Source organism: Mesorhizobium sp. WSM4850 (assembly GCF_055811735.1).
The window spans coordinates 24,989-39,144 of the sequence record NZ_JBVVPV010000016.1; the positions used below are offsets into that span (position 1 = coordinate 24,989).

The 14,156-nt window shown below is 60.2% G+C and carries 10 protein-coding genes and 2 pseudogenes; 4 read left to right on the forward strand and 8 right to left on the reverse strand.

Annotated features, from left to right (window positions below):
- Positions 1-30: 30 nt before the first annotated feature.
- From AC0L2Z_RS17095 to AC0L2Z_RS17120, 6 genes are all read right to left on the reverse strand, one after another.
- Positions 31-2,163, reverse strand: a complete 2,133-nt coding sequence (locus tag AC0L2Z_RS17095; protein WP_287260004.1) for an adenylate/guanylate cyclase domain-containing protein — start codon at positions 2,161-2,163, stop codon at positions 31-33.
- Between the two features lie 217 nt (positions 2,164-2,380).
- Complete coding sequence (locus tag AC0L2Z_RS17100) at positions 2,381-2,500, reverse strand: DUF2950 family protein (protein ID WP_287260005.1); 120 nt, start codon at positions 2,498-2,500, stop codon at positions 2,381-2,383.
- A complete protein-coding gene (locus tag AC0L2Z_RS17105) occupies positions 2,497-3,465 on the reverse strand; it encodes a formylglycine-generating enzyme family protein (protein WP_473628849.1) in 969 nt (322 codons plus the stop codon). The genes AC0L2Z_RS17100 and AC0L2Z_RS17105 overlap by 4 nt, the downstream gene beginning before the upstream one ends.
- 17 nt (positions 3,466-3,482) lie before the next feature.
- Positions 3,483-4,484, reverse strand: a complete 1,002-nt coding sequence (locus tag AC0L2Z_RS17110; protein ID WP_128170635.1) for an HAD family hydrolase — start codon at positions 4,482-4,484, stop codon at positions 3,483-3,485.
- The gene (locus AC0L2Z_RS17115; RefSeq protein WP_128170634.1) at positions 4,481-5,038 is read right to left on the reverse strand and encodes a hypothetical protein; all 558 of its coding nucleotides are present in this window, start codon (positions 5,036-5,038) and stop codon (positions 4,481-4,483) included. The genes AC0L2Z_RS17110 and AC0L2Z_RS17115 overlap by 4 nt, the downstream gene beginning before the upstream one ends.
- Before the next feature lie 72 nt (positions 5,039-5,110).
- Positions 5,111-6,748, reverse strand: coding sequence for an arylsulfatase (locus AC0L2Z_RS17120; protein WP_128170633.1), 1,638 nt, complete (start codon positions 6,746-6,748; stop codon positions 5,111-5,113).
- 634 nt (positions 6,749-7,382) lie between these two features.
- On the opposite strand from AC0L2Z_RS17120, the pseudogene AC0L2Z_RS17125 reads away from it, so the two are divergent.
- The 4 genes and pseudogenes from AC0L2Z_RS17125 to AC0L2Z_RS17140 form a co-directional block, all read left to right on the forward strand.
- Positions 7,383-7,675, forward strand: a pseudogene (locus tag AC0L2Z_RS17125) (hypothetical protein); the annotation flags it as partial.
- A gap of 118 nt (positions 7,676-7,793) precedes the next feature.
- Complete coding sequence (locus AC0L2Z_RS17130; protein ID WP_128170632.1) at positions 7,794-9,869, forward strand: mechanosensitive ion channel family protein; 2,076 nt, start codon at positions 7,794-7,796, stop codon at positions 9,867-9,869.
- 657 nt (positions 9,870-10,526) lie between these two features.
- On the forward strand, positions 10,527-11,054 hold the full coding sequence (locus AC0L2Z_RS17135; protein WP_287320915.1) for a hypothetical protein: 528 nt from the start codon (positions 10,527-10,529) through the stop codon (positions 11,052-11,054).
- 434 nt (positions 11,055-11,488) lie between these two features.
- Positions 11,489-12,202: pseudogene (locus AC0L2Z_RS17140) on the forward strand (mechanosensitive ion channel family protein); the annotation flags it as partial.
- A gap of 70 nt (positions 12,203-12,272) precedes the next feature.
- Here the strand turns inward: AC0L2Z_RS17140 and AC0L2Z_RS17145 are convergent.
- Both AC0L2Z_RS17145 and AC0L2Z_RS17150 read right to left on the reverse strand, forming a co-directional pair.
- On the reverse strand, positions 12,273-12,551 hold the full coding sequence (locus AC0L2Z_RS17145) for a HupE/UreJ family protein (protein ID WP_473628850.1): 279 nt from the start codon (positions 12,549-12,551) through the stop codon (positions 12,273-12,275).
- Positions 12,552-12,586: 35 nt separating this feature from the next.
- Positions 12,587-14,143: a DUF1254 domain-containing protein gene (locus AC0L2Z_RS17150; protein WP_287260007.1), complete on the reverse strand. Its 1,557-nt coding sequence runs from the start codon at positions 14,141-14,143 to the stop codon at positions 12,587-12,589.
- Between the last annotated feature and the right edge of the window lie 13 nt (positions 14,144-14,156).

Below are 14,156 nucleotides of genomic sequence, written 5' to 3' on the forward strand. Positions count from 1 at the left end.
ACCATGTCCTCCACTTCGATCGAGGCGACTCTACAACCTCAAGAGCCACGCCTCTACTTTCCCTTTGCCCTTGACTTCTATAGCGCCGCGCGGCTCGAAAACGAACTGGTCCTTAAGCCGCTCGTAGACGGCCCGCGTCACCTGAACCGCGTCGGGAATGCTACCTGATTCCATGCGGCTCGCGAGATTCACCGTGTCACCCCACAGGTCGTAGATGTACTTGCTCTTGCCGATGACGCCGGCCACCACCGGCCCGCTGTTGACGCCAACCCTGAGCTTCATCGGGACGTTGTGCTCCATGGCGTGCTCGCGGGTAATGTGGACCATGCGGATGGCCATGCGCACCATGCGCTCGGCGTGGTTGGCGACCGGCGCGGGCAGGCCGCACACCGCCATATAGGCATCGCCCACAGTCTTGATCTTCTCGATGCCGAGATCGTTGGCCGCGGCATCGAAGCGCGTGAACAGCCCGTTGAGAAACGTCACGACCTCCTGCGGCGGCATCTCCGATGTGAGAGCGGTGAAACCGACAAGATCGGCGAAGGCCACCGTGACCTCCGCGAAGCCGTCGGCGATCCTCTCCTCGCCGCCCCGCAGCCGGTTGGCGATCGGCGCCGGCAGGACGTTCAGCAGCAGCTCCTCATTCTCGCGGTTTTTGTTCTCGATGACGACATTCTTTTCACGCAGTTCCTCGACCATTCCGTTGAAAGCTGCGCACAGCTGGCCAATCTCGTCGCGCGTGCGCACTGGCACGCTCGCGCGATAGTCGCCGGCAGCGAAGCGTTTTACCCCGGCCGTGAGCTCGCGCAGCGGTCCGAGCAACGCGCGCGACAGCCAGGCGGCGGTGGCGGCCACCGCCAGCAGCGCCAGGCCGCCGACGATCAGTAGATCCCGGCGCAGCCGGGCGATCGGTGCAAAAGCCTCGGCGCTGTCGATCTTGGCGACGAGGGCCCACTTGACGCCGGGAATCGCCAGCGGCCCCCACGAAGCGAGCGTCGGGACACCACGGTATCCGATGATCTCGCCGGTACCCTCGACACCGGCCAGTGCCGCCTGAGTGGCCTTGGTGTCGATGCGCTGATGCAGCACCGGCGTCCCGTAACGCTGAATGGCGTCGAGCTCCTCGTCGCCGGCGCCGACGGACTTTAGTTCGGCGAAATAGCCCTTCCGGTTCTCGTAGAACGCCCGCGGGCCGGAGCGCACCAGATGATCGGGCCCTACGAGATAGGCCTCACCCGTTTCGCCGAATCCTTCCTGCCGCCAGCGGCGACCGCCGGTGACGACGTCGTCGATCTCCTCGTTCGACAATTGCGCCACCAGCACGCCGATGACGACGCCCCGGTCAATGACAGGAGCCCCCATGAAGGCAATCGGCGCGCCGCCAGAGGGCGCATAAGGAGCGAAATCCTCGAGACAGACGGCCGATCGGTCGGCGCTCTCCGCGCAGCGGGCGACGACGGCGGCGGCGTTGGAGCGGCGGTACGGACCGAACTGGAGCGACGTGGTGAAGTCGGCCTCCTTCTGGACGGTGTAGATCAGGCGACCGGATTTGGGATCGGCGATCATGAAATCGAAAAAGCCGACGGTCTTAGCCGCGGCGCGCATCAATGGATGATAAACGGCGTGCAGCCCGCTGTAGTCGCTCCCGTCGCCGGCATCGTCCAGAAGCTTGCGCCGCTCCGCCGGGTTTGGATTTTCCACAATGTAGTGATACTGCAGATGGTAGGGGGCGCCACCGACCGGCAGGTAGTCCGACAGGGCTGGTTCCCTGCCCAGGATACGCGTCATCTGGGGGATGACGTTCGCGGCGTACCAGTCGCCGACCTTCTTCTGCAGTTCGGGCGGCACGCCCGCCCGGTCGAGTTGGTCGACTGCAATCCGGAACTCGCGCGTCGCATCGACCACCATCTTGGAGGTGGCGAGCAGGCGCAGATCGGCCTGTATCGTACGGAAGTAGGTTTCAACCTGGCGCGTCTTGGTCTGGCGGGCGGCCGTGAGCTGGTCGAAGACTGCCTTTTCGAGAGCATTCTGTGCGCGGAAGTAACCGAGCACCCCGGTCACCAGCACCGCGATAGCGCCGAGCAGGACGAGGGTTGTAAACAGCTTCGCCGCCAAGCCCCAGCGCGCGGGTCGAAACGATCCAGCCGCCTCCATAGAAGACATCAGTTAACTCGCTAGCCCGCCGCGGCAGAAATGACATCTGCAGCGCGAACAGGGAATGTGAGCATGGCGCTGCCAGAAAAATAAAGAACAAGGCGCTTCATGTCAGATCGCATTGGAGACCTCTTCTGCCACAGCACAGCGTTTTACCGGTCGACTCGAAAATAATCCGGTTTTCGATACATTGATATTAGCGTTGGCAGATGGAACGCGGTTTTCCTCAATCGGGCACCACTTCCCAGATGTCGCCGGGATTGAAGCGATCGATATGTTTTACAATCGCCTCGGTAGCCGGGCCGAGATCGGTCTCGTGCCGGGCCTTTTTGGCAGTGTTTGTCACGTTTTGCGTGCAATGCAGCGGAACCCCACATGGCACGTCGACGTGTCGATCGGCTGCGCCATCCGCGCGGCCGGGCGGTAGCGCCGGCAATAGTTGGGCGCGCAAAGATGCGATCCGCCTTTCATCACCTTGCGCGGGATTCTGATCTGCGGCTGCCGTGGATCGAGGCTGTCGTCCCGTTTGGCACCGCGGGGGTTGTCAACCGTGCAGCACGGGTTGTCGATCTTGCCGTGTTCCTGGTACCAGTCCGTGGTCCACTGCCAGACATTGCCAGCCATGTCGTAGAGGCCGTAGCCGTTGGCGGCAAAGGAGGCGACGGGTGACGTCCCCTCGTAGCCGTCCTCGCAGAGATTCTGCCATGGGAACTCGCCTTGCCAGGTATTGGCCATGTGTCGGCCATCGGGCGCCATTTCATCGCCCCAGACAAATTCGGCCGCGTCGAGCCCGCCACGCGCCGCGAATTCCCACTCGGCCTCGGTGGGCAATTGCTTGCCCGCCCACGATGCGTAGGCTTCGGCATCCTCAAAGTTCACATGCACGACCGGATGGTCGGCCAGCCGCTTGATCGAACTCGCCGGGCCGCGCGGATGGCGCCAATTGGCGCCGCGGACATAGACCCACCAATTGTAGTGATCGCGAAGATCGACACGCTGTTTGGCCTTGCTGAACACCACGGACGATGGCGCCAGCATGTCCGGCTTCGCTCCGGGATAATCGTCGGGATTTACGGGACGTTCGGCCGAGGTGACGTAACCAGTTGCGTCGACGAAGCGAGCGAACTCGCGGTTGGTGACGGTGCAGACGTCCATCCAGAAGCCGCCCACTGTCACGCTATGCGCCGGGGCTTCTTCGGGATAGTGCTTGTCCGATCCCATGAGGAATGTACCGCCGGGAATCCAGACCATGTTCAGGAATGGCTCTTCGACCTGTGTAGATTGAGCCCGGCGTTCCACAACTTGACGCATCGTCTTGCTCCGAATCCTTACTTCTTGAAGGCGAACACCCGGTTCCAATCCTTCTTCATATCGACAACCGTCCAACCAGAATCGGCTGCAGCGTCGAGGCCCTTGTCGAGGCGGCCGATGTGCGACTCGCGGTCGTAGGCCCATTCGCGCTCCGCGTCTGTATGATGGACATACAGGCAGAAGCGCGGGGCTGGTCCGGCGCAGGTCCATTGCAGCATCTGCAGATCGCCGTCGGAATTGCCGAAGGCCGCGATCGGCCGCCGCCCAATATGCTTTTGGATGGCCACCGGCTTGCCCGCCTTGTCGTCAATGAAATCAACTTCCGGCAGCTTGTTGAGAACAATCTGGTCCCCTTTCAACTCGAATTTCATTTTGCCGCTGCTGCCGATTACCTGCTCGGGCGGAATGCCATAAACCTGCTCGCTGAATACTCGCACGAACTCGATGCCGCCGCCCGAGGCTACGAATGTCTTGAAACCGTTGGCGCGCAAATAGTCCAGCAGCTCCAACATCGGCTGGTAGATCATCTCCGTGTAGGGTTTGCCTGTCTTCGGATGCTTTGCGCTCGCAAACCAGTCGCGGACGATCTGTTCGAACTCGTCGGTCGTCATACCGGAATGCGCGGCCATCACGATCTCCAGGATCGCGTGTTCTCCGCCAGCTAGCGCCGCTTTCACATCGCCCTTCAACAGCGAGGCAAAGGGCTCCTGCGTGTTCCATTCGGGATGTTGGGGAGCGAGCGCCTTGACCCGGTCGAGCGCGAACAGAAGCTGAAAATACATGGGCTGTTCGCCCCACAGCGTTCCGTCATTGTCGAACACCGCGATGCGTTCGGGGACGGGCACGAAATCCGCCGACCCTTCCTTGGTCACGCTTTCGACGAACCGCACGATGGATTGCTTCGCCTCGCCTTCGTTCCATGACGCGAGTACTTCCGCGCCTTGCGCGGAAGGCGCAATCGCCATCAACAGAAAAAGGGGCAGCAAATAGCGCCTGGCGGCGCGAGCGAGAACGGTCATGGCTTGACACCTTTGCTTTCTGAAATTTGAGCGGGACGGTGTTCGAACAGCAGCGTCCAGAGCCTGCCTTCGCCGAGGGCGACATTCAGTTCCCTGGACGCCAAATAGGGGATCAATATCAGCAGCATGATCAGGCTTGTCGCCAGCGTCTGAGGCAGCTTGGCGCCTCCGAACTCAGCGAGCGAGGCGGCGACCGATCGCCCATGAATCAAACCGACGACGACTTCCTCGAGGACCGAGAGAACGAGAAGCAGGATCAGATAGAGCAAGGCCTTGTAGGCTATAACGTAGGCGATTCTGCCTCCTCCACGCCGGTCTCCCAAGCGGATCATCTGTCCGAGCATTATGAACTTCGCCAGGATCAGTGCCTTGATGGCCGCCAGACCTGATGGCAGATAGCCGATGCCCTCCTCGCCAAGGATCGCTGCCTTGTAGAGAATGAGCGCACCAAAGCAGACGAATAGATACAAGGACAGGAGCGCGTACTCGCGCAGTTCGTTCTTTGCCCGCTGAGCAATGGTCTCGGTCGAGGAATTGTTGTTCGCGACTGCCATTGATCTGCTTCCGAGTTAGCTTGGGGGCCGCGCCTGCCGATAGTGCGAGCGCGGCCTGTTCAGAGCGAAGACTCAGTTTCTGCCACCCTCCTGCAGTTTCGCCAGGACCTGGTCGAGCGCGAAGCTGCCGGGCCTCTGCCGCGGCGGGAACTCGACATAGGTCTGCAGGTGTTTGGCGACATAAGCCTGCGCCGGCACGAGCGCGAAGGCGTGCTCGACACGCCATCTGTCATATTCCCCAGCGTCCGTCTGCGCCCGTTCGAACGGGTCACCCTTGATGTCGAAGAGCTTCGGGAACCGCAGCGGAATCAGCGGATTCTCCCACACGGCAAGCCCCTCCTCGCGCTGCTCGAGGAAGACCATCTTCCAGCGTTCGTAACGCAAGCCGGCGAGATTGCCGTCATCGGTCCAGTAGAAGTATTCGTGGCGCTTGCCTTCGCCTTCGCCAGCCAGCACATCGCGTTGATTGTAGCCATCCAGATGCACCTTGAAGCTCTTGCCAGCGGCTTCGTATCCGCTCAACAGCTTAGCCGTCACGTCCGGTTCGCCTGCGGCGGCGACGAGCGTCGGCACGAAGTCTTCATGTGACGTTATGTGATTGATTTCGGTTCCGGGCTTGATGACGCCGGGCCAGCGCATCATGCACGGCACGCGGTAGCCACCTTCCCAGTTTGTGTTCTTCTCGCCTTTGAAGGGCGTGGTGCCGCCGTCCGGCCACGAGAAAACCTCCGCGCCGTTGTCGGTCGTCCAAAGGACGATGGTGTTGTCGGCGATGCCGAGGTCATCGAGCTTGCCCAGAAGCTGGCCGACCATGCCGTCCATCTCCACCATGGCGTCCGCATAGATGCCCAAGCCGGTCTTGCCCTTCGAGGCCTGCTTGAGAAACGTGTAGATGTGGGTCCGGGTCGAATTGAACCAGCAGAAGAACGGCTTCCCGTCGGCGTTCGAGCGGTCGATGAAGTTGAGCGCGCTGCCGAGGAACTCTTCGTCTACGGTTTCCATGCGCTTCTTCGTCAGCGGACCGGTGTCCTCGATCTCCTGTTTGCCCACCCGCCCGAAACGCGGATCCTCGGTAGGATCGTCGGTTGCACTGGCCTTGCATTTCATCACGCCGCGTGGACCGAACTTGGCCTTGAACTCGGGGTTCTTCGGGTAGTCGGGATGCTCCGGCTCGTCCTCGGCATTGAGGTGATAGAGATTGCCGAAAAACTCATCGAAGCCGTGAACGGTGGGCAGATGCTCGTTGCGGTCGCCGAGATGGTTCTTGCCGAACTGGCCGGTCACATAGCCCTGCGGCTTGAGCAGTTCCGCAAGTGTCGGGTCCTTCTCCGACAGCCCTTCCTTGGCACCCGGCAGGCCTACCTTCAGCAGGCCGGTGCGGAAGCAGGATTGGCCCGTGATGAATGCGGCGCGCCCGGCTGTGCAGGACTGCTGGGCGTAGTGGTCGGTAAAGATCGCCCCCTCGCTGGCGATACGATCGATGTTCGGCGTGCGATAGCCCATCATGCCCCGGTTGTAGGCGCTGAGGTTCCAATAACCGACGTCATCGCCGAAAATGACGAGGATGTTGGGTTTTGCACCGGCTGCTTGAGCTTTCGCGCTCGTGGCTATTCCGGATGCGACAGCTGAAATGGCGAGCACAGATCCTCCGGTCAGCAAAATGTCGCGCCGGTTCGGTTGTCGGTCTGGATTCGCTTGCCTATCACTCATCTGACGTCCTCCTTGATTGTACCGCTTTTCCAAAATGAGCCGGGTTTTCGGTTCCTTGGCGAGAAAAACATGCTCCGCGTTCTGTCGACGAGACGAAACTCGTGGCAGGACGCTTCAACCATGCCTTCGACAAAATCGTCCTTCGTGAGGTTTGCCTATTGCCGCTCGGGGCGGAAGGTAATTAACGGTAACCTACTGGCAGAATCCGCTCGGTTGCATCGAAAGCGGGCTATCCAGGATACGGCTAGCTCGATGGGACAAATGGCAGTAGGGAGATCCAATTCCCGGCGCCGATATACCGCGCAATGGCCTTGGGTCGGATCGGGAAGACATTGCGGGTTCTTTGAGGACCGCTGCCACAAGCGTGTCAATCCTCGGCCATCGGCGGATACAGCTTCACCAAGCAACAGTCCGACTGCGTAACTTACATACCGATACTGGCACCATCAAAAAGACTATGCGCATTCTAGCGCATAAGGGATGGCGCTATGGCAGCAAACGGCAAAACTCCTGGCAGGGAGCAGTGATATTCGGCGGCAAGCGACGCCTGCCAAATGCCGAATTTGCGATCCGCAAATGAGGCATTCCGCGACAGTAGGGTGTGGACGGTCGACACCGACGTCTCCTTCAGTGAAGCGACGGCGCAGCCTGGGTGGATGCCACGGCCGGTCGTCGCTGAAACTATTCGGTCAGGCCCGAAGTCTATTCTGGCCGGTGGGGCTCGTCGGCGCCGGCGAAGCCGACATCGACTGGATGTCGCCGTGGCGATCGGCTATCGTTTCAGCGATCGCGTCTCATCGGTCATCGGGTACCGGGCATTGGGCGTCGACTACAGCAACGACGACGGTTTCCTCGATGTCGCAGCAAGGTCCGATTCTGGGACTCGTTGTCCGGTTTTTGTGGCACAAGGAGTCCGATGGATTTTGACTTCGCCCTTAGCTTGCAGCCACTCTGCCCGGAGACGTAGCATGCAGCCAGAACAGTTGCCCATAAAAGGGCGAGGAGCCAATATGTGCAGCTGCGGCATTCAAAACTCGAGGCACTCATGAATTACAAGCTACGGCTCGGGTTCTTGCCAGTTATCGTCGTGCTCTTGCTAGCGCTCTTGCAGGGAACTTCGCTAGCTCAACAGCCCTCCCCAGACCTTCCGCCCGAAAAGGCAAAGCAGTTCCTCGAGCTTTTGTCCGATCCGCAACTAAAGGCGTGGCTCGAGGGAAAGATTCCAGCGGCCACGTACGAGCCCGGCCTGTCCATTTCCGAGGACATCTTGAGCTTGGAGGCGGGTATTCGTGCCCGTATCGGTGCGCTCGGCGCCGCGATCCCGCGCCTGCCGGAAGAACTGTCGCGCGCCGCCAAAATTGTCTCGCGTGACGTGAACTCCGGCAGGCCAGGGCTGGTCATGGGCATCCTGGCGGTCTTGATCGCGGTCGGTTTCGGAGCCGAGTGGGCGGTGCGACGAGCGCTCGCCAGGACGAGGAGCGCGGTTGCTCAGGAAGACGCCGGACAAGCGATCCTCTTCGAGACTGTCGCCCTGCTGACTTTTGCGCTCGCCAGCGCCGGTTCGTTCTTGGCACTCGGATGGCCACCCCTGCTCCGCAGGATCATTCTGACCCTGCTTCTTGCGTTCATAGCGTTCCGTATCGTTCGCGCGGCAGCCCGATTGCTGTTTGCGTTCGGCGGTGCGACGAGCGCTCCCTCGGACAGGCCGACTCCGCTTTTCGAAAGCGAAGCTTCGACCCGTTTCTGGCGGTGGCGAGTCAGCCTTGTGGCCGGGTTCCTGTTGTTCGGCTGGGCGATTGCCAGCCTCATGCCTGGCCTGGGCTTCTCTCCCGAGGCTGCAGAGCTCGCCGCCTTCCTGTTCGGGCTTGGCATTCTGGCAACCGCAATCGACGTCGTCTGGCACCGGCCCGACGTGCGAGGTTCTCTGGTCAAGCAATCGTTTCTCACCTTGTTCCTGATCGTGCTATGGGGGGCTTGGGTCGCCGGCCTGCTCGGCGTCCTGTGGCTTGGGATTTTCGCCCTGGTGCTGCCGACAGCCTTGCGCGGGGTCGGCGCCGCGGCACAGGCCTTCGCCGGCAGGTCGAAGCGCAGCGGCGCGATGGGCGTCGTATTCAACGTGCTCATTGTCAGGGGCGCCAGGGCGGCGGTCATTGCCGCGGCGGTCGCATGGCTCGCCCATATCTGGCGGCTCAGGGCCGCAACTTTCGCCGGCAGCGAGACCGGCGGCTTCCTGATAGCCGGGCTGCTCAACGGCATCATCATTTTGCTCATCGCCGACATGCTTTGGCAACTGTCGAAGGCATTGATCGAATATCGGATGAACCTCGCGCCGACGGATGGGAACAGCGCCGATGAACTGGCTCGCAGCGGACGGCTTCGCACGCTGTTGCCGATTTTTCGCAACGCCCTTGCCGTGTTCATAGTCGCCGTCACCATTCTGACCGTCCTCGCTGGGCTCGGCGTGCAGATTGCGCCGCTGATTGCGGGTGCCGGAATTTTCGGCGTCGCCATCGGCTTCGGCTCGCAGACCCTGGTCAAAGATGTGCTGAGCGGCGTCTTCTACATGATGGACGACGCCTTCCGGGTCGGTGAATACATCCAGAGCGGCAGCTACAAAGGCACGGTCGAATCCTTCAGCCTGCGTTCGGTGCGTCTGCGGCATCATCGCGGCCCCGTCTACACCGTCCCATTCGGTGAGCTCGGGGCGGTCCAGAACATGAGCAGGGATTGGGTGCTCGACAAGATGATGATCAACGTTACCTACGATTCCGACGTGGATCTGGCGCGCAAGCTCATCAAGAAGATCGGCCAGGAACTGGCAGCCGATCCTGAATTTGCGACCGACACGATCGAACCGCTCAAGATGCAGGGCATCGACAGTTTCGGGGACTATGCGATCGTTCTGAGGATGAAGTTGATGACGAAGCCCGGGACCCAATTCGGCATCAAGCGGCGCGCACTCATGATGATCAAGGCGGCATTCGCGGAAAACGGTATCAAGATCGCGGTTCCCACCGTTCACGTCGAGGGTGGCGGGGAGACTGCGGCGGCTGCTCATCAGGCAACCCAAACCCTGAAAAAGAGCAAGGCCCCCTTGGAGGCGGTGAGGGACAGGCCATAGAGCTGCGCGGTCCTGTCCACGTCATCCGAACTCGGCCTGACCTCTCTGAGAAAGGCATCGATGTTGACCGTGTACGTGGCTCAGATTTCAGGACGTGGGATTGTCGCCTCGACGCGGCGAACGAAGACGAAGCTAGAGCGCGGCTGGCAGACAGGACAATTCGGCGGGACCTGATTGTGTTTCCAAAACCAAGATCGTCCCCTTTGGAACGGCGTCTCGCAGCTTGCCCCCGATCTATCGGAGCCCTTCAAGAGCAAAGGTATTGCCGATCTCGAGGACGGCACCCTTATCATTCGGGCAAAGTTCACGGCGAAACCGGGCAAGCAATTCGCGATCTGCCGGGCGGCACTGAAGGCGGTTCACAACGCATTCCGAGAGAACGGAATTCGGGCCGTGCCAAAGCCGACCAAAGGACAATGGCTATCGCGTGACAGTCCCATGCCGTCGTCGATGGCGTCGAGGACTGAACGGTCCGCAGTGCGCTGGCCAGCATTAGCCCGTAGATTACAGTTATTTACGTTGCCTGACGTGAGCCGATCGGCCAGGGTCACTCACAGCGCGTAATATCGCCTCGTCCCGCAAGAGAACAGCAGCCTCTGAGCAATCGAAATTGGGCGCCCATAGCCAGAAACAATCCTGCACACAAGGGGAACATCAATGCGAAAATTCATGACACTCATCGCGGCAACGTCAGTAGCACTTTCGTCTGCGATGGCAGCCTACGCACAAGATCAAAACCCCCTTCCCAAGGCCAGCGATGTGCTTGTCCGACAAGGGAACGACATCGAGGGCTGGACGGTCTATGCCAATCAAACCCGCGGAGATTGCTTGATCGTGCGCCAAGATGGGCCAAGTGCGGTGCAAATGGGCGTTACCGCAAATCAGGAGGTCGGGTATCTTGGCGTGTTCACCAAGGAGGACATCGGCCTTCAGAACGGGAAGACGTCAGATATCTTCGTCTCTATCGACGGCCAACTCTTTAAGGGTGTCGCCACTAGCACGAGCGGCGAACTCAAGGGCGGATATTCTGGCGGCTACATCTTGACAGACGATCCGAAATTCAAGCGCGCCGTGGCGAAGAGATATAAAATGACCGTGTTTCCGGAAACCAAGGGGGCCTTTGTCGTCGATCTGAAGGGGACTTACAAGGCAATGGCAATGGGCCGCAAGTGCCTCACGCAGTGACCCCGCTCTGACCAGTCATTTGCCTTTCATGGGTCCGGAACGCGAGGTTGGCGTTTGAAACAGAATTGGCAATTCTGTTTCACCCGACGCCTAGTTGAGCACCGGGCGCGGGTGTATTTCTTGGGTGGGGCGGAGCACCGTGGTCCGCCGATCTGCGGGCAGAAGATAGGTGCAATTCCAACGCCGTCTTGAGCGTCGCAGGGTGGAAGGCCGTCGTCGGCCTCGTCGATCAGAACCGGCAGGAAGCGCCAAAAGCTGCCGTAGCGCCAGCGCGCAGGCGACCCTCGCCACGCACCCGGCAACTGGACGACGGCATAGGGTAGATGGCACTAGCCGTCAAGTTTTCGGAGGAAATCGATTATTCGAGACGCGGCTTCCTCCGGCTGCTCCAAGGGTAGGAGATGCGCCGCCCCGGGGACGTTGACGAGCGTCCCCTTGCCTTGTTCATAGCCGCGGTCACCGTGCTAACGATCCTCGCCGGGCTCGGCGTGAAGATACTCCCGCTGATTGCCGGCGCCGGCATCTTCGGCATTGCCATCGGCTTCGGCTCGCAGACCCTGGTCAAGGACGTGCTGAGCGGCGTGTTCTACATGATGGACGACGCCTTCCGAGTCGGTGAATACATCCAGAGCGGCAGCTATAAAGGCACGGTCGAATCCTTCAGCCTGCGTTCGGTGCGTCTGCGTCATCATCGCGGCCCCGTCTATACCGTACCGTTCGGTGAGCTCGGGGCGGTCCAGAACATGAGCAGGGATTGGGTGATCAACAAGATGATGATCAACATTACCTATGATTCCGACGTGGACCTGGCGCGCAAGCTCATCAAGAAGATCGGCCAGGAGCTGGCGGCAGACCCGGAATTTGCGGCCGACACGATTGAGCCGCTCAAGATGCAGGGCATCGACAGTTTTGGGGAATACGCGATCGTTCTGAGGATAAAGTTGACGACGAGGCCCGGGACCCAATTCGGCATCAAGCGGCGCGCATACATGATGATCAAGGCGGCATTCGCGGAAAACGGTATCAAGATGGCGGTTCCCACCGTTCACGTCGAGGGTGGCGGGGAGACTGCGGCGGCTGCTCATCAGGCAACCCAAACCCTGAAAAAGAGCAAGGCCCCCTTGGAGGCGGTGAGGGACAGGCCATAGAGCTGCGCGGTCCTGTCCACGTCATCCGAACTCGGCCTGACCTCTCTGAGAAAGGCATCGATGCGAGCATTCACCACGGGTCAGAGCCTTCGTGTGGGTCGGATCGCTGCTCGGATTTCATTGTACCCTTGGGGTCGCCCCACGCCCGCTCCATGAACATTGAATCAAGGCGCTCAATGCTCCAGAACGCTGCGGTCGTCCCGATGACATAGGCTGAGACGACAACCGCCTGCCGCGGCAATTCATAAACGCGCTGGACTAGATGGATGGCGACCAGCACGACGGCAATAAACATCAGCTGGCCAAGTTCGACGCCGACGTTGAATGAGAAGAGCGCCAGCGGGACCATGGGATCCGCGCCCCATGGCCAACCGTACCCACTTGTCAGGGGAGGAGTTCGATCTCGCCCGGCTTCCAGGTCTTGTCGAACCACGGCTGCAGCGGACCATAGAGGCGAAGAAGAACGTTCCAGCCCTTGCCGGGAACTGTCTGGACCCAGTTGGCCTCATGGCCTTCCGGCGCCGTCGGGCCGAACCAGACATCGACCGAGGAGTCCGCGTTGATCACGATGTCTTTCTTGTCGCTGCCGATGCTAGGGAATTGCTGGTCCGTCTGCAGCATCGAACGCGTCTGATTGTCATACAAGACGAACGACCAGAAATTCTTTGCCGGAATGTTTGGCGGCAGATGCACCTTATAGGTCTTGCCGCCATCGAACGGCTTGCCGTCCTTGTCGGTGGTGGCGCCTGCGTACTGCGAACCGATACCGACGCGCTTTATCGCCATGGCCGGCGTGATGCCCGTCGCATAGTAGTGGAACAGGACACGCGCATCCAGATAGCGCACGCCGGGCTGCAGAAGAAACTCGTAGCTGCCGCCGACAAAGCCGGTGAACCAGGCACTGTCCGGATAGTAGTAGGCATCCTTCATGCGGGTCTTGAAGGTGATGGTGCGCGCCGTCGCGTTGCCGACGGCTACGGCTTCGGTGAGGATCTTTTTCATCCGCTCGTCCGGCGCGAAGGGTTTGCCTTTTACGATGCCGATGGCGGCGAGTTGTCCCAACACTTCCGGGTGATAGGACTCCTCCGGCTCGTACTGGACGATGCCGTTCACTTCCTCGTAGAAATGAAAATCATTGGCATGGATGGTGTTGAACTCCTTGCCGGAAGAATTGATGATCTTCATCGGCGGCGGGTTGTCAGCTTCCGAAAGAGGATAAACCTTGGCGAATTTCCTGGTGTTTTCGACAGCAGTGGCGGTGCTGCCGTTCTCGAGGAAGCCGCGCCAGAAGAACAGGTTTCCGTAGGTTGACGTCTTAAACACGAAATACCCTTCGGGTATCTCGCCTTGGTAACCCGGCGGCAAAAGCAGGTATTTTCCGCCCTTGCCCTTGTCCGGTCCGGCATTGCCGACATCGCCGACATATTGGAACCAGTGGTTGTCGATCATGCCCAGGATATTGGGCGGTGTCTCGATGACCAGCGGGCCAGCCTTGGTGTCCAGCCACATGAGATTGTAGATGCTTTCGGTGTTGGCCGTCAGGAACAGCGAATGCGAGTCCGCCAGGTTTTCGAACACCAGGATGGTCTGGTTGTTGTCGGCTCCCTGGCTGGCAAATCCAACCCGCATAGCTTCGACGGATGCACCAGGCATGGCGTTGAGAAAAGCATCGACGCCGCGCATGAAATCGAGATTGTCGTAGATCTTCTCCGAAGTGGCGTCATCCGGGAAGCCATCGAAAAAATTCAGTTTGCCAATCCTGGTGTCCACACTTTCCGGCGTGACGATGGAATCCGGTATCGGCGTCGTCATCTTCATCTTCGGCGCTTCGGCGGAAGCGGTGCTCATGTCGATCAGTACCGCCGCGGCGGTGGCGCAAAGCAGTCTCGTCGTGCGTGCAGCGGTCGCAGTAGAGCCGGCCAATTTCAGGTAGTGTTTCATGGCTTTTCATCCT